18 protein-coding genes are annotated in these 19,245 nt (G+C 32.4%); 10 read left to right on the top strand and 8 right to left on the bottom strand.

Annotated elements, in window-relative coordinates:
* Positions 1–132 precede the first annotated feature (132 nt).
* On the top strand, positions 133–399 hold the full coding sequence (locus T1L09_RS07385; RefSeq protein WP_322550316.1) for a hypothetical protein: 267 nt from the start codon (positions 133–135) through the stop codon (positions 397–399).
* On the opposite strand, the gene T1L09_RS07380 is transcribed toward T1L09_RS07385, so the two are convergent.
* From T1L09_RS07380 to T1L09_RS07370, 3 genes are all read right to left on the bottom strand, one after another.
* A complete protein-coding gene (locus tag T1L09_RS07380; RefSeq protein WP_322550315.1) occupies positions 396–722 on the bottom strand; it encodes a hypothetical protein in 327 nt (108 codons plus the stop codon). The genes T1L09_RS07385 and T1L09_RS07380 overlap by 4 nt on opposite strands.
* 3 nt (positions 723–725) lie before the next feature.
* The gene (locus T1L09_RS07375; protein WP_322550314.1) at positions 726–1,901 is read right to left on the bottom strand and encodes a GlmU family protein; all 1,176 of its coding nucleotides are present in this window, start codon (positions 1,899–1,901) and stop codon (positions 726–728) included.
* A 134-nt stretch (positions 1,902–2,035) separates the two neighbouring features.
* Positions 2,036–2,290, bottom strand: a complete 255-nt coding sequence (locus T1L09_RS07370; protein ID WP_322550313.1) for a type B 50S ribosomal protein L31 — start codon at positions 2,288–2,290, stop codon at positions 2,036–2,038.
* Between the two features lie 223 nt (positions 2,291–2,513).
* On the opposite strand from T1L09_RS07370, the gene T1L09_RS07365 reads away from it, so the two are divergent.
* The 6 genes from T1L09_RS07365 to T1L09_RS07340 all read left to right on the top strand — a co-directional run bounded on the left by T1L09_RS07365 (position 2,514) and on the right by T1L09_RS07340 (position 9,154).
* Positions 2,514–3,053, top strand: coding sequence for a DUF4199 domain-containing protein (locus T1L09_RS07365; RefSeq protein ID WP_322550312.1), 540 nt, complete (start codon positions 2,514–2,516; stop codon positions 3,051–3,053).
* A complete protein-coding gene (locus T1L09_RS07360) occupies positions 3,054–3,995 on the top strand; it encodes a glycosyltransferase family 2 protein (RefSeq protein WP_322550311.1) in 942 nt (313 codons plus the stop codon).
* Between the two features lie 106 nt (positions 3,996–4,101).
* A complete protein-coding gene (locus T1L09_RS07355; RefSeq protein ID WP_322550310.1) occupies positions 4,102–4,602 on the top strand; it encodes an ORF6N domain-containing protein in 501 nt (166 codons plus the stop codon).
* Positions 4,603–4,724: 122 nt separating this feature from the next.
* On the top strand, positions 4,725–6,452 hold the full coding sequence (locus T1L09_RS07350; RefSeq protein WP_322550309.1) for a phospho-sugar mutase: 1,728 nt from the start codon (positions 4,725–4,727) through the stop codon (positions 6,450–6,452).
* Positions 6,452–8,281, top strand: coding sequence for an ABC transporter ATP-binding protein (locus T1L09_RS07345; RefSeq protein ID WP_322550308.1), 1,830 nt, complete (start codon positions 6,452–6,454; stop codon positions 8,279–8,281). The genes T1L09_RS07350 and T1L09_RS07345 overlap by 1 nt, the downstream gene beginning before the upstream one ends.
* 174 nt (positions 8,282–8,455) lie before the next feature.
* On the top strand, positions 8,456–9,154 hold the full coding sequence (locus tag T1L09_RS07340) for a hypothetical protein (RefSeq protein WP_322550307.1): 699 nt from the start codon (positions 8,456–8,458) through the stop codon (positions 9,152–9,154).
* 6 nt (positions 9,155–9,160) lie between these two features.
* Here the strand turns inward: T1L09_RS07340 and T1L09_RS07335 are convergent, their stop codons facing one another.
* Genes T1L09_RS07335 through T1L09_RS07325 form a run of 3 tightly spaced genes read right to left on the bottom strand, consistent with a single transcriptional unit; the run spans position 9,161 to position 14,073 of the window.
* Complete coding sequence (locus T1L09_RS07335; RefSeq protein ID WP_322550306.1) at positions 9,161–9,874, bottom strand: hypothetical protein; 714 nt, start codon at positions 9,872–9,874, stop codon at positions 9,161–9,163.
* 38 nt (positions 9,875–9,912) lie between these two features.
* Positions 9,913–12,381 (bottom strand): carboxypeptidase-like regulatory domain-containing protein, encoded by a 2,469-nt coding sequence (locus tag T1L09_RS07330; protein WP_422718492.1) that lies wholly within the window; start codon positions 12,379–12,381, stop codon positions 9,913–9,915.
* Between the two features lie 9 nt (positions 12,382–12,390).
* Complete coding sequence (locus tag T1L09_RS07325) at positions 12,391–14,073, bottom strand: M23 family metallopeptidase (protein ID WP_322550304.1); 1,683 nt, start codon at positions 14,071–14,073, stop codon at positions 12,391–12,393.
* Between the two features lie 192 nt (positions 14,074–14,265).
* On the opposite strand from T1L09_RS07325, the gene T1L09_RS07320 reads away from it, so the two are divergent.
* The 3 genes from T1L09_RS07320 to rny all read left to right on the top strand — a co-directional run bounded on the left by T1L09_RS07320 (position 14,266) and on the right by rny (position 16,628).
* The gene (locus tag T1L09_RS07320) at positions 14,266–14,556 is read left to right on the top strand and encodes a hypothetical protein (RefSeq protein ID WP_322550303.1); all 291 of its coding nucleotides are present in this window, start codon (positions 14,266–14,268) and stop codon (positions 14,554–14,556) included.
* Positions 14,557–14,563: 7 nt separating this feature from the next.
* A complete protein-coding gene (locus tag T1L09_RS07315; protein WP_322550302.1) occupies positions 14,564–14,857 on the top strand; it encodes a cell division protein ZapA in 294 nt (97 codons plus the stop codon).
* A gap of 208 nt (positions 14,858–15,065) precedes the next feature.
* Complete coding sequence (gene rny / locus T1L09_RS07310) at positions 15,066–16,628, top strand: ribonuclease Y (RefSeq protein ID WP_322550301.1); 1,563 nt, start codon at positions 15,066–15,068, stop codon at positions 16,626–16,628.
* A gap of 52 nt (positions 16,629–16,680) precedes the next feature.
* On the opposite strand, the gene T1L09_RS07305 is transcribed toward rny, so the two are convergent.
* Both T1L09_RS07305 and xerD read right to left on the bottom strand, forming a co-directional pair.
* Positions 16,681–18,180 carry a sensor histidine kinase gene (locus T1L09_RS07305; RefSeq protein ID WP_322550300.1) on the bottom strand — a complete coding sequence of 500 codons (1,500 nt, stop codon included), beginning with the start codon at positions 18,178–18,180 and terminating at the stop codon, positions 16,681–16,683.
* A gap of 103 nt (positions 18,181–18,283) precedes the next feature.
* On the bottom strand, positions 18,284–19,183 hold the full coding sequence (gene xerD, locus T1L09_RS07300) for a site-specific tyrosine recombinase XerD (protein ID WP_322550299.1): 900 nt from the start codon (positions 19,181–19,183) through the stop codon (positions 18,284–18,286).
* Positions 19,184–19,245 lie beyond the last annotated feature (62 nt).

The following is a 19,245-nucleotide window of genomic DNA, read 5'->3' as shown; positions in this document are numbered from 1 at the left end:
TAGGAGCCTGTTCAAAGATCGTTAAGAAATTAACGGTCTTTTTTATTTATTTTCTCACAAAATACTTATGCGATACTTAAAATAGATGTAATTTGTTCTCTTAAAATGAAGGAAGACTTAAATTTATAGAAAATGGCAGGAGAAGGTTCAATGTTGCACGCAATAAAAAGTTTAGCGTATAATAAATCGTTACGCAATAAATTTGACCGAACAAGTTGGAAAGATTATAAAAGTACTAAAAGTCAGCCGTTAATTGATCACATTCAAGCAAGTCCGGAGTTTCTTGCCGAAATAAGAACTCGTTTGCAAGCAGAAAATAAAAAGAGCAAAAAACAGCTAATTATATTTATAATAATAGTATTTATCAGCTTTTTAGCGGTGTATTTTTACATCAACTAATCCATTTCTGACTTTCCAATATCTTGAATGGAATCTTTTATAATTACAACGTCTCTTTTCCATACTTTTTCTAATAGTAAGTAAAAAAGATAACAAGCAATTCCACCTATTAAAATTCCGACTACATTAATTAACACACCGTCAAAATCAATTCCTAAATCAAAAAGTTCACTTACAACAGCAATTAATAATGCGCCTATTATTTGGCCACTGTAATAAACAACAACTCCCAAAATAGCATATAACCATTTGTTTTGATTAAATTTTTCTGCTAATTGATAAAAATATTTACCAATCCAATATATAAATAGAATCCCTAACATATTTTATTCTTTTCTAAATTTATTAGTTTCTTCGAAAACATATTCTAAAATTTTCGCGTCTTCTTCTGAAAATTCAACATTTCGTCTTGCCATTACAATTTTTGCAGTTTGAAATGCTTTTGAAGTTAAATAAGTACTAAAACCAGCAGCACCACCCCAAGAAAAACTCGGTACAAAATTTCTTGGAAAACCAGCACCAAAAATATTTGTTGAAACTCCGATTACAGTTCCAGTATTAAACATAGTGTTTATACCACATTTACTATGGTCGCCCATCATTAAACCACAAAATTGCAAACCAGTTTTTGCAAAACCTTCTGTTTCATAACTCCACAACCGTACTTCTTCGTAATTATTTTTTAAGTTTGAATTATTTGAATCGGCACCAATATTACACCATTCACCTAAGACTGAATTTCCTAAAAAACCATCGTGCCCTTTGTTTGAATAACCGAATAACACCGAATTGTTCACTTCTCCTCCAATTACCGAATGGGGTCCAACGGTTGTTGCTCCGTATACTTTAGTTGCTAATTTCACTCTTCCAGATTCGCACAAAGCAAATGGTCCACGAATTACCGAACCTTCCATAATTTCGGCATTTTTACCGATATAAATTGGTCCAGTTGAAGCATTTAAAGTAACATATTCTAACTTTGCTCCTTCTTCAATGAAAATATTTTCAGGCGAAATAACATTGACTGATTTTGGAATTGGTTGTGAGGTTCTATCTTCTGTAATAAAATCGAAATCTTCGCGAATTGCGGCGTCGTTTTTGGAAAAAATATCCCAAGTGTTTTCAATACGCAAGAAATCTCCTTCGAAATCAATTAATTCGTATTCGTCAAAATTGATATCTTCTTGGGTGTCGGTGGTGTAAAAAGCAATAATTTCTTCGTCTAAAATAATAGCTTCGTTTGGATTCAAATTTTGAATCATTTCCACTAAAACCGGATTTGGCAAGAAAGAAGCATTGATCATAACGTTTTGCTCCATTTCAACCATTGGATATTTTTCTGTTAAATATTCCTCAGTTACTGTTGTGGTTGTAGTTCCTAGATAATTTTCCCATTTTTCGCGAATGGTTAAAATTCCAACCAAAATATCCGCAACTGGTCGTGTAAATGTAAAAGGTAGTAACGCATTGCGAACCGTTCCATCAAAAAGTATGTAATTCATGTTATATCGAGTTGAGAGAAGTTATGACTTGTCTGTACATTAAATAATAGTATTTCTAAAAAAGCAAAATTACAATTTATTCCATAAAAAAAGCCTCACAAATGTGAAGCTCTTTATTATTTTGAAAAATTCGATTAGTTTTTGTCGAATTTAGCGTATTTAGTTTTGAATTTATCAATACGACCTGCAGTATCGATAAGTTTAGATTTACCTGTGTAAAAAGGATGAGAAGTTCTAGAGATCTCCAATTTGTATACTGGATATTCAACACCTTCGTGTGTAATTGTTTCTTTAGTTTCTACTGTTGATTTAGTGATAAAAACATCTTCATTTGACATGTCTTTAAATGCAACTAATCTGTAATTTTCTGGGTGTGTTCCTTTTTTCATTTTGTAAATCTTTTTATTAAGTGATTATAACTTGTTCCGCGGCTTTATTTTACTAAAGGTGTAAACAGTTTATAACCTTTTGTTTTTAAACATTTTTATATTCAGAGTGCAAAAGTACATTTTATTTTTAATTTACCAATGTTTATGTAACTTTTTTTTATTTATTTACTCTTATATACAAACCATTAGAATTCTTATCTTTGTAAATTAATAAATAAACTTTATGCAAGAAATTACTTCACCAGGAAAGTCGGCTTTAAATTATGGCGTAGCATTTGGAATCATTATGATACTAGAATTTGTTGTTATGTATGTTTTGGACATTAACCCACAAGACGCTCCGTTAGTCGGCGTTATAATTAACGTGCTAAATTACGTAATTCTTCCGTTTGCATTTATTTATTTAGCAGCCAACAATTTTAAACTAAATTTCAACAAAGGCTTTATATCTTTAAGCGAAACTCTTAAAATAGGACTTACCGTTTGTGCGTTAGCCGCATTAATGTATGGTATTTTCTATTTAATATTTGATATAATTGTGCCTGAGTTCAAGCAAGAATTATTGTCAAAAATTCAAGAAGTAACAGTAAAACAAACACCTAGTATAACATCAGAGCAATTAAAAATGTCAATGAAATTTGTAGAGATGTTTATGAGACCTTACGTAGTTATTCCATTTACGATATTAATGTATTGCGTTATTGGTTTAATACATGCTCTAATTGTTGGTTTAGTAATCAAAAAAGACAAACCTGCATTCTAAATGAATTTATCCTTAGTTATTCCCTTATTAAACGAACAAGAATCGTTGCCCGAATTACACAATTGGATTGTAAAAGTTATGAACGCTCATAACTTTTCTTATGAAATCCTTTTTATTGATGATGGTAGCACGGATGCTTCTTGGCAAACGATTACGACACTTTCTGAAAAAAATCCGAATGTGAAAGGGATTCGTTTTTTAAGAAATTACGGAAAATCGCAAGCATTGCACGCTGGTTTTAACAAAGCACAAGGCGATGTTGTAATTACTATGGATGCCGATTTACAAGATAGTCCGGATGAAATTCCAGAATTATATCGTTTGATTAGGAACGATAACTATGATTTGGTTTCGGGATGGAAGAAAAAACGCTACGATTCTGTGATGATGAAAAACATTCCATCGAAGTTATTTAACTGGGCGGCTCGAAAAACTTCGGGTGTTACTTTGAATGATTTTAATTGTGGTTTGAAAGCCTATAAGAATATTGTTATTAAAAACATTGAAGTTTCGGGCGAAATGCATCGTTATATTCCAGTTTTAGCAAAAAATGCTGGATTTGGTAATATTGGCGAAAAAGTAGTCATTCATCAAGCCAGAAAATACGGAAGTTCTAAATTTGGAATGAGTCGTTTTGTGAATGGTTTTTTAGATTTAATTACGATTTGGTTTATTTCCACTTTCGGAAAAAGACCGATGCATTTATTTGGACTTTTAGGAACTGTGATGTTTGTAATTGGCTTTTTATTTGCACTTTATTTGGGAATTGATAAATTATTCATCCACAAAACAAGCCGATTAATTACAGATCGACCTCAGTTTTATTTATCCATCACAGCAATGTTAATTGGAACACAATTGTTCTTAGCCGGATTTTTAGGCGAAATTATATTAAGAACCAAAAACAACGAAGAACGCTATAAGATTTCGGAAGTGTTATAAAAAATAGAACTTGAGGTCGCAAATTGTGACCTCAAGTAAAAATAGTAATGAATAACAGCTTTTATGTTATTTATATTAAAGTAAGAAAACAACAAATATACACGCCATGCAAACCTTAGAAATTATCCACAACAAAATTCATGTGATTAGAAACCAAAAAGTGATGTTAGATTTTGATTTAGCAAACCTTTATGAAATTGAAACCAGAGTATTAAAACAAGCAGTTAAAAGAAATTTAAACAGGTTTCCAGAGGATTTTATGTTTGAATTACATGCAGATGAAATTGAAAACTTGGTATCACAATTTGTGATACCATCTAAAAGCAAATTAGGCGGGTCGAAGCCTTTTGCCTTTACAGAACAAGGCGTTGCAATGCTTTCTTCTGTATTGAATTCAAAGAAAGCAATTGCAGTAAATATTGCGATTATGCGTACTTTTGTGGTGTTGCGAAATTCACTTTTATCATTAGAAGAAATTTCGAAAAGAATCACTGAAGTTGAAAATAAATTTCCTGATATTTATAATGCACTGAACTTCCTTATGGAAACCAATCAGCAAGAGACAGAACAAAAACAAAGAAGCCCAATAGGTTTCCAAAAGAAATAAAGAATACGAACAGGTCTAGCCCTGATAGGAGCGACATCCTTTTTTAATTGCCTTGGGTTAAAACCCAAGGCAATTAAAAAAGATATAGCGGATAGCAGGATTGGCTTCAAAAAAATAAGAATATGCATATTGAACAAAGTATTTTAAATAAAGTAAACGAGTGGCTAACCCCTACTTTTGACGAGGAAACGCAAGCGGCGATTTTGGAAATGATGACTTCGGCTCCAAAGGATTTAGAAGAGAGTTTCTATAAAAATTTAGAGTTTGGAACCGGCGGAATGCGCGGCATAATGGGCGTTGGAACCAATCGCATCAACAAATATACGTTGGGTAAAAACACGCAAGGTTTGTCTGATTATTTAAAGAAATCGTTTCCAAACGAACAATTAAAAGTTGCGATTGCTTACGATTGCCGTCACAACAGTGATACCTTAGCAAAAGTGGTTGCGGATGTTTTTTCGGCCAATGGAATTCACGTGTATTTGTTTTCAGAAATGCGTCCGACGCCAGAATTATCTTTTGCGGTTCGTTATTTGAAATGTCACGCTGGAATTGTGTTGACGGCTTCTCATAATCCACCAGAATATAACGGTTACAAAGTGTATTGGCAAGATGGTGGCCAGTTAGTTCCGCCAGAAGATGCAGCAATTATTAAAGGAATTGAAGCCTTAAAATACAGTGAAATTAAGTTTGAAGCCAACGAAATTTTAATTGAATACATTGACAAAGAAGTGGATGAAGCGTTTGCTAAATCTACGATTGAAAATGCAAGTTTTAACACGCCAGCTGAAGCAAAAGCGAATTTAAAAATCGTTTACACATCATTACACGGAACTTCTATTAAAGCGATTCCGAATGTGTTGGAAAAAGCAGTTTATACCGATGTGCAAATTGTGCAGGAACAAGCCGAACCGAACGGAGATTTCCCAACGGTAAAGTCACCAAATCCTGAAGAACCAGAAGCTTTATCGATGGCAATTGCTTTAGCCGAGAAAACGGGTGCAGATATTGTTGTGGGAACGGATCCGGACTCCGACCGATTAGGTGTTGCTGTTCGTGATTTAGACGGAAATATTAAATTATTAAACGGAAACCAAACGATGGTTATTATGACCGCGTTTTTATTAGAACAATGGAAACGCACTAATAAATTAACCGGAAAAGAATTTATAGGATCTACAATTGTTTCCACGCCGATGATGTTAGAATTAGCAGCGGCTTACGACGTGGAATGTAAAGTAGGATTAACTGGTTTTAAATGGATTGCGAAATTCATCAAGGATTTTCCAGAATTACAATTTATTGGCGGTGGCGAAGAAAGTTTTGGTTATATGGTTGGCGATGCGGTTCGTGATAAAGATGCCGTTGCCGCTATCTTATTAGTAAGTGAAATTGCGGCTCAAGCAAAAGCTTCGGGAAGTTCGATTTATCAAGAATTAATGAATTTATATGTTGATTTTGGTTTTTATAAAGAATCGCTAATTTCGATTACTAAAAAAGGAATTGAAGGTGCGAATGAAATCAAACAAATGATGGTGGAATTACGCGAAAATCCACTAACTGAAATTAATGGGGAACGCGTAGTTTGTATCGAAGATTATCAAAGTTCGAAAGGAAAAGACTTTATGAATGCTGATGAATTTGAAATTACGATTCCAAAATCAAATGTTTTAATTTACTATTTGGAAGACGGCAGCAAAATTTGTGCGCGACCAAGTGGAACAGAACCAAAAATAAAATTTTACTTTAGTGTAAATGCACCTTTAGACAGTGTTGCTGAAGCAAAAGAAGTAGAAAACGACTTAGATAACAAGATTGCAAATATCATTGCAGCAATGAAATTGAACTAATGGACGCAAATCTAATTAAACTTTTACCGTATACAAAACCATATAAAAAACACATTATCTTTAATGTAATTTTTAATGTATTATATGCTTTATTTAGCACTATTTCTATGGTAACAATGTTTCCATTATTAGAAGTACTATTCAAAACAGGTAAAGAAGTTACTATAAAACCAGAATACACAGGAATTGCGAATGTGGTAGATTTTGGAAAAGATTTTTTATTTTATCATATTTCAGCATTAAATAAAGAAAACGGACCTCAATTTGCATTATTATTAGCTGTTTCGCTCGTAATTATAACTTTCCTTTTTAAAAATTTATTCAATTATTTGGCTTCTTATCATATAATGCATCTGAAAAACGGTGTTTTAAGAGATTTAAGAAAAAATATGTATTCAAAAATCATAGCATTACCGGTTTCATATTATTCTGAAAAAAGAAAGGGTGATGTTATGGCAAGAATGTTGGGTGATGTAAACGAAGTACAGAACTCATTTTTCCAGATATTAGAACTTATTGTAAAAGAGCCACTAACCATAGTATTTGCATTGATTACAATGCTAAATATAAGTGTACAACTTACTCTTTTTGTTTTTATTTTTATTCCAATTTCTGGATTTATTATCTCAAAAATCGGAAAGAATTTAAAGGCAAAATCTATAAGGGCTCAACAAGAAAATGGCTTTTTAATATCAGTGGTTGAAGAAAGCTTGGGAGGCCTTAAAGTAGTAAAAAGCTACACAGCAGAACCTATCTTTAAAGAAAAATTCAACAATTCCATCAATCGATTGCTAAAATTATCAAACAGTATTGGTAATAAAAATAATTTGGCTTCTCCTATGAGTGAGTTTATGGGAATTGTAACTATTGCAATTCTGTTATGGTATGGAGGGAATTTAGTTTTAGTAGAAAAAACACTTGAAGGATCGTTGTTTTTAGTATATATGCTTTTAGCATATAACATTTTAACACCTGCAAAAGCAATTTCAAAAGCTTCTTATGCTGTGAAAAATGGTTTAGCTGCTGCAGAACGTGTTTTTGAAGTTTTAGAAGTTGAAAACAACATTACTGATAAAGAAAATGCGATTAAGAAAGAGGACTTCAATCAAAAAATAAGTATTGAAAATATTAACTTCGGTTATGGAGAAGAAAATATTTTGAAAAACTTTTCTTTAGAAATTCCGAAAGGTAAAACAGTGGCATTAGTTGGGCAATCAGGTTCTGGAAAAAGTACGATTGCGAATTTATTGACGCGTTTTTATGACGTGCAAGAAGGAACAATCAAAATTGACGGAACAGATATCAAAGATATGACGCTAACTTCATTACGAGATTTGATGGGGTTGGTTACACAAGATTCTATTTTGTTTAATGATTCCATCAAAAATAATATTCTTTTAGGCAAACCAAACGCAACGGATGAAGAGATTATTTCAGCTTTAAAAATTGCTAATGCTTATGAATTCGTGTCAGATTTACCAAACGGAATTGAAACCAATATTGGTGATGCTGGAGGAAAACTTTCGGGTGGACAGAAGCAACGCTTGTCAATTGCGAGAGCGGTTTTGAAAAATCCACCAATTATGATTTTGGATGAAGCTACTTCGGCTTTGGATACGGAAAGTGAAAAATTCGTACAAATTGCTTTAGAAAATATGATGCAAAATCGTACTTCGGTTGTAATTGCACACCGTTTGTCTACGATTCAAAAAGCAGATAAAATTGTAGTAATGCAAAAGGGTGAAATAGTAGAACAAGGAACGCACTTTGAATTATTAGCTATAAACGGAACGTATTCGAAGTTAGTGATGATGCAGAGTTTTGAGTAAAAAATTGAACGCGGATAATACGGATTCGCTAGTGCGAAACGCAGATTAATACGGATTTTTGAAAACATAAGTCATTTAAGTTTTTTGAAGAGTAACTTTTCATTAAAGTTCATTTAAGATTTTAAAGATTTCTTAAATCTGTGTTGTAAAATTTGATATTGTAATTGAAAAAAAATGTATGTAAACAACTCCAATATTACACTACCTGATGATAAGACCATTATTTGGAAATATTTAGATTTATCTAAGTTTTTAGATATGTTGTTGTCTAAGCAGTTGTTTATGTCGCGGTCGGATAAATTTGAAGATCAGTATGAAGGTACATTTTCCGAACCTACTTTTGAAGAGATTAGAAAAATTTCAGCTGATAATCCAAGGTTTTTAGATTTTTATAAATCGCATCGGGAGAAAGTTACCATCAGCAGTTGGCACATTAACGAATACGAATCGTTTGCAATGTGGCAAATTTTCACACAAAACACAGAAGGTTTAGCCATTCAAACTACAATTGGTCGTTTAAAAAAAGCCTTGGAGCAAGAAAAAAGAACCGAGCAATTTATAGGCGAAGTCAATTATATCGATTACAAAAAAGAATTTATCCCGTTTGATGATCACTTCTTTCCATTTTTGTTCAAGCGTAAAAGTTTTCAATACGAACGTGAAATCCGAATTATTTCCGATACCTCTAAAAAAGATATGCGAATTGATAATGGATTAAAAGTAGAAGTTGCCCTCGACAAATTAATAGAAAAAATCTACATTCATCCTAAAAGTGAAAATTGGTATAAGAAATTGGTAATCGAATTAGTATCTAAATTGGGATGTGACTTTACAATTGAAAAATCAGATTTAGAAAGCGATATATTGATTTAGATTAAACTAATTTGGCTTATACATTTCTACTTTCCAATCTTTGGCTACCAAATCTACGAAGTGGTAATGCACTTTATCGTTTTTGTCGAAAGCACCATTTTTATTGATGTCTTCAATACATCTGAAATACAAACGATTTTGTGCTTCAACAATATTCCAATCGATTAATTCTTGAAATTCTTCTGATAATTTTGTAAAATTTTCGCCATCAGCCGTACTCAAATATAAGGACTTTATGTCGTTTTGATTGATTTTTCCATCTTTATTCGTATCCGAATCTACCAAAGTATACACAAACATTTGTTTTTTAGTTCTAAGAGCAACTGCTTCTAAATATGTAGCAGTCTGAATCTGGATTTTTTCAGTTGTTAACGGTTTAATCGATGAAGAATCGATATGTTGAAAATTTAAATTGTCAAAATACCCGGTTATTTCAAAGCGATTATAATTAGAAATGGCATAACTCACCTGATTGGTTTTACTGCTTCCGTACGCTTTACTATCGGTGTCATAAACACGCACATCTCCAATTGGATGAATTAAATAATGTGTTCCTTCCATCAAAATAGGTAAATCGGCCACTTTAAATGAAGCCGTATCTCTAGCAGTATTTTCCACTTTAGACTTACCTTCTTCGTAAATTACTTTTGGTGTAGCTTTTTCTTCTTTACAACTTACTAAAGCCGTTACTAATAATAGGGATGCGATAATTCGTTTCATATAAAATAAATATAGTCAAATATACTAAAAAACATTGATTACAACCTTGCAATCAGTTTTAGATTAAAAACTCTTGTGGTCATATAATTAGGAACACCATATTGTGATTTGGTGTAAACGTCTCTAACCCAAGTATTCGTAATAGCATTTTGGTTGTTGAATAAGTTGAAAATTTCTAATCCCAGTGAAAATTCTCCAAAAGGTTTCAACCACATTTTATCCGATTTTATTTTTTCATCTTTGAATACAAATGAGAATCCCACATCGGCTCTTCGGTAATCATTTAAACGTAATTGGTAGTTATAAGGATCTGAATAGGAAGGCGAACCTCCTGGCAATCCTGTATTATAAACCAAATTCAGATACAATCTTAAGTTCGGAATATTAGGCATATAATCCTGAAATAAAACACCAAACTTTAAGCGTTGATCCGTTGGACGCGCTATAAAGCCCTTCCCATCTTGATTTTCTTCCGTTTTTAAATAACCAAAACTAAACCACGATTCAGTTCCAGGAACAAATTCTCCATTTAATCTCGCATCAAAACCATAAGCATAAGCTTCAGCATCGTTGTTTGCTCTGTAGCGAATTTGAACGTTATCAATCGTGTAAGTATTTACGTCGGTAATATTTTTATAGTAAGCTTCCGAAACTAATTTGAACGGTCGTTGCCACATTTTAAAACTGTAATCATTACTCAAAACTAGATGAAATGATTGTTGGGCTTTAACATTGGTTTGCACTATCCCATCATAATCACGAAGTTCTCTGTAAAACGGCGGCTGATGATACAAACCTCCCGAAATACGGAATAGCATATCCTTTTCCCAATCCGGTTTGAAGGCAAATTGCACTCTTGGTGAAAACGTTATTTGGCTATCTCCTTTTGGGCGACCATCGGCCTCTACTTGCCATTGATGGGCACGAATTCCGGCATTTAACCAGTAATCGTGCGTTCCAATTTTTCCTCTATAATTCATTTGAGCATAACCAGAAAGTCTATTTATTCTCGTATAATTTGTAGCTCTTACGTTTTGATAAGGCTCTAATGGTCCAACATATGGATTGTATGGTTGATTATTTTGATAATCCAAAATAGGATTTGGCAAAGAAAATCCGGCTGAATCGATTACTTCCCATTCAACAATACGATCACGAATGTCTTCCATCGTAAATTTTGCTCCCCATTCAATTTGAAATTTCTTATTGACTTCATGAAAACCTTTTACTTCCGCATTTACAATTAAAGCGTCTAAATCATTACGCGCATGATTTAATTGCGAACCAATTCCTCTTGTAAAAACAACATCGCCAAAAGTTTCTGAACCTATATTTGCGTCTACTTCACCCAAGCGATACTGCGCTAAAATGTCATAATATTCTTGTTCTTGTGTGTGATATCCTGAAAGGAAAAACTTCAACTTATTGTTCTCGTTATATTGAAAAACGGCTTTTCCGGCACCAAATACGGTTAGATATTTATCTTTTTCTTGTCCCTCATAAAAAACAACTAAAGCAATGGGTTCATCTATTGTACCAAAATTTGTTTGACGCGTTAGCGGTTCATAATTGTATCTGTTTTGAGAGATATTTCCCAAAAAACTATATTGCCATTTGGTTGAAGCATTGAAATTCAACAAGGTTTGCACGTCGAAAAAAGTCGGTCTAAAATTAGTTTCTGTTTCCTGACTATTTACCAATAGACTGTTATCTCTGTAGCGAACTCCCGTAATATTTGACCATTTTTGATTTTTAGAAATTCCTTCAACGGTTAGGCTTCCGCCCAAAAGGCTCGCTTCTAAACTCGCACCAAATTTCTTCGGATTTCTATAGGTAATATCTAAAACTGAAGATAATTTATCACCATATTTCGATTGAAAGCCACCAGCTGAGAAATCAACATTTTGAACCATGTCGGTATTGGTAAAACTCAATCCTTCTTGTTGTCCTGAGCGAATTAAAAACGGACGATATACTTCAATTTCATTAACATAAACTAAATTTTCATCATAATTTCCGCCACGAACAGCATAGGAAGTACTTAATTCATTATTGGAATAAACGCCTGGTAATGTTTTAATAATATTTTCAATTCCGGCATTAGCACCAGGAATTGTTCGAATAACCAGCGGATCGATTGTAGTGACGCCTTCGACGCGCTTTTTACTATTTCCGGTAACAACAACTTCGCCAATTTCTTCGACTTTAGCGTTCAAAACCGGATTAAATTCATAATCTTCGTTAGATTTTAAAGTTACACTTACTTTATAATTTTTGAAAGATACGTGCGAAAAAACGACTGTAACTTTCTTATTAGCAGGAATTTCCAAAAGATAAAAACCATTAGAATTTGTGACGGTTCCTAATTCGCCAACTTCGACACCTACATTTTCTATTGGGTTTTGAAATTCGTCTAAAATAACGCCCTTAATTCTTGCTTTTTGAGCAACGGCAACTACAGAAATCAAACTAAAAACTAAGAGTAAAAATATCTTTTTCAACTGAATGCGTTTTAATTATTTCAAGAAATGAGATTCAAAGGTAGTTGAATTTTGTAAATTATCAGTCACCACAATCTTTAAATCGTTCCTACCTGAAACGCAAATATTATCGTCTAAATTGTGCACTAATTTTTTTGTTTTGTAATCATATTCCATTAAAATCCACTTTCCGTTTAAATATCCGTTATACGTATCGATGTCTGAATGCAAATCGCTGACCGAAACACTAATTGTTTTTTGGGTTCCTATTTCTTTACCTTCAATAAAATTAACATTAGAAATTCTTGGTGGTGTATTGTCTTGTGCTAACTTAAATTTTCCAAGAGTTTTTGTTCTGACAGAAAAATTATTTCCCTTTCGATACGTTCTATTGTATTTCAATTTGTAACCCTCAAGCGATGCAATATAAGTTTTACTCAATTGTTCTTCCGTTAAACCTTGTACATCATTAAAGGTTATCGTTATATTTTTATGCACTGGTACGCTATCATCGTGCAAAGTTACCGTGTCATTTCCAACTTCAAAATTGATATAAAAATTGTTGTAAAAAGCATTTTCAGGAATGTAAACTGAAACATTCTGTTTTTCAAAAATAGATTCTGTTTTAGCCTTGATGTAAAAAGGTGTTTTTTTAATTTGCTTTTTGATTACTGTTTCTTGATTAGCAAATTCAATTGGAATAATCAAATCGACCTTATTGCCGTGGAAATCATATAATTCTACTTTATAGGTGTAATTGGAATTAGGTTGAATTCTTAAAATTCCATCTTTTTTATTTTTTGAAACAATAGAAAGCGGATAATCATTCCACTGAAATAATTTTTGAACACGCTGTCCCATATCGTGAAGACGTTCATAATCGATAAAATTATTAACATATCGCGATTCATCAAATGTAAAAGTATCAAAACCATATTGATATTGTAAAACGCCGTTTAAATAAGCTTTCACCTTGTACAGTCCGTTTTTATTATACCCATTCGTACAAAAGTCATACGCATTAATTCCGAACGCGACACTTCCATTAGTTTTAACTTTCACACTTAGATAACTACCATCCGATTGTTTAGTAAACGAAATATTAATTGGTTTTTGCGATGTATTTACTGTTGTCGAATCTATTGGATAAGCCACCACTCCTTGAATAATTGGCTTGCGTTCATCACTAATTATTTTTTTCATTCCGAAGTGCATCGGATTTATAATTTCTTCTGATTTGGTATCTCTGAATTCAAAATGTAAATGTGGTCCGCCACTTCCGCCTGAATTCCCAGAGAAAGCGATAATATCTCCTTTTTTTACCGGTAATTCTGAAGGGTATAAAAACATTTCTATCTCATAATTTTTTTCTTGGTAATGCCTTTTCTTAATATATTCTTGAATTGCACCGTTTGCCTTTTGCAAATGTCCATAAACCGAAGTATAGCCATTGGGATGCGTAATATAAATGGCTTTTCCGTATCCAAAAGTAGAAATTTTAATTCGGGAAATATATCCATCTGCGGAAGCATAAACAGGCAAACCTTCAACACCTTTAGTTTTCATATCTAGCCCGGAATGAAAATGATTGCCTCTTAATTCACCAAACGAACCCGATAAATCAATTGGAATATCTAACGGCGATTGAAAATAATCTTGCGGATAATCTTGGCTCAAAACAAATAAGGGAAAGCATAAAAAGGTAAATAAAAATTTCATAAATTGTCTGTTTAACGCTAAAATAATAAAAAAAAATGAGTTAATGTAAATAAAAACGTACTACTAAATAATTGATTAGAAATCAAGCGATTGCAAGCGATAAAAATTAAATAGTAAAATTTACTAAAAACTATTGTGTTTTTTCAATACTAATGTTAACTTTGTGACATATTGAAATGAAATGCATCATTAATGAACGGAATATCTGAATTAATTGATTCCCTAGAAGTTAAATTCTTTAAACTCAATCAGAAATTGGTTCAGTTACAAAAGAAAAACCTAGAACTACAAGAAGAACTGTTGGTTTCGCAAAGAACACAGCAGAATCAATCTGATGAGATTGCTTCTTTAGAAAGTCAATTGGATACGTTAAAAATGGTCAATTCGTTACTAGGCAGTGAAGAAAATAAAAGAGAAACAAAACTCAAAATAAATTCATTAATTCGTGAAATCGATTATTGTATAGCCCAACTTTCTGATTAGAAAGCATATGAGTGAAAAACTGAAAATAAAAATATCAATTGCAGACCGAGTATATCCATTAACCGTAGATATGTCTCAGGAGGAAGGGCTTAGAAGCGCTTCAAAAAAAATTGATACGATGATAAAACAGTTTGAACAAAGTTACGAGGTTAGAGATAAGCAAGATGTTTTAGCTATGTGTGCGCTACAATTTGCCGCACAAGTGGAACAAAAACAGATATCGGGATCACAAGACAATGAAATAGCATTAACCAGATTGCAAAATTTGGATAAAAAATTGGGCGAGTTACTCTCGAAATAAATACGTTCTTACAATACAATCAAGATACTGCCTACATTAGTATATATTTGGTAAACTCAACACTAACAAATTAAACGAGTGAATCTTTGCAACTATAACAAGCCCTTTAGTGGGAAGTTTGAACTGTGAGTTAGCTCAAATCTTGTATAACGGAGTTTATACAAACTTCTAATGTAGGCTTTTTTTATATAATTTTTTTAAACATAACATGGAAATACTAATTGGAATAATTGCAATAATAATCGGGATAGGAATTGGCTTTGGAATTGCTAAATTTTTAGAAAAAAACAATGCTTCGGCATTAATTAAAAGAGCTAAAAAAGAAGCTACTTCAATTTTAAAAGATGCCAAGACTGATGCAGAAGCAACTAAGAAAGAAAAAATTCTTCAAGCCAAAGAAAAGTTTTTAGAATTAAAATCAGAACACGAGCAAGTAATATTGGCTCGTGATAAAAAAACAGCTGAGGCTGAAAAAAGAACACGTGATAAAGAATCACAAATTTCTAGTGAATTAGCAAAATCGAAAAAAGTAAACGATGAAGCGGAAGCTAAAATTGTAGACTATAATACAAGATTAGAACTTTTAGACAGAAAACAACAAGAAATTGATCGTTTGCACAAAAGCCAAGTGGAACAATTAGAAGTTATTTCTGGATTGTCTGCTGAAGATGCTAAAAATCAATTAGTAGAAAGTATGAAGGCTGAAGCTAAAACTAATGCAATGTCGTTCATTCAAGATACCGTTGAAGAGGCAAAATTGACAGCGCAACAGGAAGCTAAAAAAATCATCATCAACACTATTCAACGTGTAGGAACTGAAGAAGCAGTGGAGAATTGTGTTTCTGTATTTAACATTGAATCTGATGATGTAAAAGGAAGAATTATTGGTAGAGAAGGTCGAAATATTAGAGCTTTAGAAGCGGCCACTGGAGTTGAAATCATTGTTGATGATACGCCAGAAGCGATAATTTTATCTTGTTTTGATCCTGTAAGAAGAGAAATTGCTCGTTTGGCATTACACAAATTAGTTACTGACGGACGTATTCATCCAGCACGTATTGAAGAAGTTGTAGCTAAAACAGCAAAACAAATTGACGAAGAAATTATCGAAACTGGAAAACGTACCGTAATCGATTTAGGAATTCACGGTTTACATCCAGAATTAATTAAGGTTGTGGGAAGAATGAAATACCGTTCTTCTTACGGACAAAACTTATTACAACACTCTAGAGAAGTTTCTAAACTATGTGGTATAATGGCTGCTGAACTTGGATTAAATGTAAAACTAGCCAAAAGAGCTGGTTTATTACATGATATTGGAAAAGTACCAGATACTGAAAGTGAATTACCTCACGCAATCTTAGGAATGCAATGGGCTGAGAAATATGGTGAAAAAGAAGAAGTTTGCAATGCAATTGGAGCGCATCATGATGAAATTGAAATGAAATATTTAATTTCACCGCTTATCCAAGTTTGTGATGCAATTTCTGGTGCAAGACCTGGCGCAAGAAGACAAATATTAGATTCGTACATTCAACGTTTAAAAGATTTAGAAGATATCGCTTTCGGATTTAATGGAGTGAAAAACGCATACGCAATTCAAGCAGGTAGAGAATTACGTGTTATTGTAGAAAGTGAAAAAGTATCTGACGATGCTGCAGTTAACTTATCGTTCGATATTTCTCAAAAAATTCAAACTGAAATGACATATCCTGGTCAAGTGAAAATTACGGTTATTCGTGAAACTAGAGCAGTGAATATTGCAAAATAATTGAAATTATTATATACTAAAAGAGGCTTGTAAAATTACACGCCTCTTTTTTTTATTTTTTAAAATACACTTTAAACGTTGATCCGACTTTGGGCTCACTTTCCACCTCAATCTTCCCTCCCATCGTCTCTATTTGATTCTTTGTAATATAGAGACCAACACCTCTCGAATCTTCGTAATTATGGAATGTTTTATACAATCCAAAAATGACATCACTATATTTATCCATATCAATACCTATTCCATTATCAGAAACCTCAAGAATTAAGTGGTCATCGGTTTCTGCTAAATCAAACTTGATCTTAACATCTTGTTTGCTGTCATCTGAGTACTTTATTGCATTTGTCACTAAGTTCAAAAGAATACTTTCTAAATAGGCAGGAATACAGTTGACTAAAATTTCGTTTTGGACATTATTTTCAATATATATCTTTTTATTTTTCACATCTTCAACCAAAATATATAACATTCTTTCGATGTAATCTCTCAAAATCAAAGATTCATATTCTTTATTGGTTTGTGCATGGACTTTTACCAAATCATTTAAATTCTCAATAGTTTCGTTCAGTTCTTTAGAAACAATACCAATATTTTCAAAAGTTTTTTCATGCGTAAAACTTCCATCAACATTCAATTCCAACAACGATTTTATATTACCAGCGTGTGTGCGTAAATTATGGGAAACGATATGAGCAAAATTTAACAACTTGTTGTTTTGAACATTTACAATCTCCAACATTTTTAATAATTCTTGTTCTTTTTCTTTTTGAGCCGAAATATCAGTATGTGTTCCTGCTATTCGCAATGGTTTTCCATCTTCATCACGCTCTATAACTTTCCCTCTGTCTAAAATCCATTTATAATTTCCATTGCATAACACACGATGACAAGTTTCATAAAAAGGTATTTTATTTTCGAAATGTAAATTGATATTTCCATAATATTCAGCTCGATCATCTGGATGAACTCTTTCATCCCACTCTTCAGGTGAAGCCACCAGGTCAGATTCGTTTAATCCTAAAATCTTCATAGATTCGGAAGAATAATATACTTTATTGGTTATCACATCCCAATCCCAAACACCTCTATCTGACGCTTGTACTGCAAAATGATAACGTTCATCTGCAACTCTTAACTGAATTTCTTGTTCTTTTATAGTAGTAATATCAGATAACAAACCATAAAAAATAGTTTCTTCATTGTCTCCTTCTTTTGGTGTAGCTTCAATTCGCAACCATTTATAGCTGCTATCTGGTAACAGAAAACGGAAATCTACTTCCCATTTTGTTGTAGTTGTCACCGCCACATCAAAGGAATGTTTAAATACTTTTAAATCACTTTCATAAATTCGATACTTTGCAAAATTATCCGAATCTTCGAGAATTTCCTTAATCGAAAATTGATATAAAAATTCAATTGGCTTACTGATAAAATCCAAATGAATTTCTCTTGAATCCGTTACGCGAATCTGAAATATGATATTCGGCAACTGCTTAATTAAACTTTCGTATAATTTATTTAAATCTTCGGGTTTCTTTGTACTAAAAATCATTAGATTAGGCATTAACTTAAAAAAAATACGATAAATTTCAGTAAGTTTTCAAAATTACTAAAAATCCGTAGTAAAACTTATTAATAACTTAACAAATATACACTTATTTTCTTGGATGAAACTGACGCAGAACCTTTGCCAAATGCTTTTTATCTAGATGCATATAAACTTCAGTCGTTGTAATCGATTCGTGACCTAACATTAGTTGTATTGAACGTAAATCGGCACCATTTTCTAGCAAATGAGTTGCAAAAGAATGTCTAAATGTATGTGGACTTATAGTTTTTTGTAAATTGATAACAATTGCAAGATTTTTAATAATTGTAAAAATCATCGCTCGCGTCAATTGTTTTCCTCTTCGATTTAAAAACAAAGTATCTTCAAATCCTTTTTGAACGGGAATATCTTTGCGAATTTGATTTACGTAAATTGTAATATATTTAACTGTAGAGCTTCCTACTGGTACAAAACGTTGTTTATTTCCTTTTCCCGTAACCTTCACAAATCCTTCGTCAAAAAACAAGTCAGAAATTTTTAAAGTTATCAATTCTGAAACCCGCAAACCACAACTATACAACGTTTCTAGCATTGCTTTATTTCGTTCACCTTCTGGCTTTGATAAATCAATTGCAGCAATTAAAGCATCGATTTCGGTTGTTGACAAAGTATCAGGTAATTTTCTTCCTGTTTTTGGTACTTCAATTAATTCCAAAGGCGTTTCATTTCGATAATCTTCAAAAATTAGAAAATTAAAAAAACTCTTTAAACCTGAAATTAAGCGAGACTGACTTCTGGGATTTACTTTTGAAGCGATTTCATAAATAAACTGTTGAATAACATCTTCACCAATATGAATAGGCGCTATTTTAATATTTTTTTCTTCTAAAAAAAACACCAATTTTTCAACATCAAAAGTGTAATTATCAATAGTGTTTTTTGACAATCCACGTTCTAAACGCAGGTAATTTTGATATTCTTTAATATAGGATTGCCATGTCTTCATCGCTCAAATATAGTAAATATTGTGTAAAAAAAATCCCGCTATGCAGCAGGATTTTTTTTGTA

The organism is Flavobacterium psychraquaticum (genome assembly GCF_034497725.1).
Taxonomy (GTDB): Bacteria; Bacteroidota; Bacteroidia; order Flavobacteriales; family Flavobacteriaceae; genus Flavobacterium; species Flavobacterium psychraquaticum.
This window is presented reverse-complemented; position numbering and strand designations above follow the sequence as displayed.

What these genes read in the sequence shown, in the direction of transcription:
- T1L09_RS07315 (WP_322550302.1), top strand. Translation starts at nt 14,564, where the DNA reads ATGAGTGAAAAACTGAAAATAAAAATATCAATTGCAGACCGAGTATAT.
- T1L09_RS07385 (WP_322550316.1), top strand. Translation starts at nt 133, where the DNA reads ATGGCAGGAGAAGGTTCAATGTTGCACGCAATAAAAAGTTTAGCGTAT.
- T1L09_RS07335 (WP_322550306.1), bottom strand. Translation starts at nt 9,874, where the DNA reads ATGAAACGAATTATCGCATCCCTATTATTAGTAACGGCTTTAGTAAGT.
- T1L09_RS07380 (WP_322550315.1), bottom strand. Translation starts at nt 722, where the DNA reads ATGTTAGGGATTCTATTTATATATTGGATTGGTAAATATTTTTATCAA.
- T1L09_RS07350 (WP_322550309.1), top strand. Translation starts at nt 4,725, where the DNA reads ATGCATATTGAACAAAGTATTTTAAATAAAGTAAACGAGTGGCTAACC.
- T1L09_RS07355 (WP_322550310.1), top strand. Translation starts at nt 4,102, where the DNA reads ATGCAAACCTTAGAAATTATCCACAACAAAATTCATGTGATTAGAAAC.
- xerD (WP_322550299.1), bottom strand. Translation starts at nt 19,183, where the DNA reads ATGAAGACATGGCAATCCTATATTAAAGAATATCAAAATTACCTGCGT.
- T1L09_RS07345 (WP_322550308.1), top strand. Translation starts at nt 6,452, where the DNA reads ATGGACGCAAATCTAATTAAACTTTTACCGTATACAAAACCATATAAA.
- rny (WP_322550301.1), top strand. Translation starts at nt 15,066, where the DNA reads ATGGAAATACTAATTGGAATAATTGCAATAATAATCGGGATAGGAATT.
- T1L09_RS07340 (WP_322550307.1), top strand. Translation starts at nt 8,456, where the DNA reads ATGTATGTAAACAACTCCAATATTACACTACCTGATGATAAGACCATT.
- T1L09_RS07320 (WP_322550303.1), top strand. Translation starts at nt 14,266, where the DNA reads ATGAACGGAATATCTGAATTAATTGATTCCCTAGAAGTTAAATTCTTT.
- T1L09_RS07325 (WP_322550304.1), bottom strand. Translation starts at nt 14,073, where the DNA reads ATGAAATTTTTATTTACCTTTTTATGCTTTCCCTTATTTGTTTTGAGC.
- T1L09_RS07375 (WP_322550314.1), bottom strand. Translation starts at nt 1,901, where the DNA reads ATGAATTACATACTTTTTGATGGAACGGTTCGCAATGCGTTACTACCT.
- T1L09_RS07365 (WP_322550312.1), top strand. Translation starts at nt 2,514, where the DNA reads ATGCAAGAAATTACTTCACCAGGAAAGTCGGCTTTAAATTATGGCGTA.
- T1L09_RS07305 (WP_322550300.1), bottom strand. Translation starts at nt 18,180, where the DNA reads ATGATTTTTAGTACAAAGAAACCCGAAGATTTAAATAAATTATACGAA.
- T1L09_RS07370 (WP_322550313.1), bottom strand. Translation starts at nt 2,290, where the DNA reads ATGAAAAAAGGAACACACCCAGAAAATTACAGATTAGTTGCATTTAAA.
- T1L09_RS07360 (WP_322550311.1), top strand. Translation starts at nt 3,054, where the DNA reads ATGAATTTATCCTTAGTTATTCCCTTATTAAACGAACAAGAATCGTTG.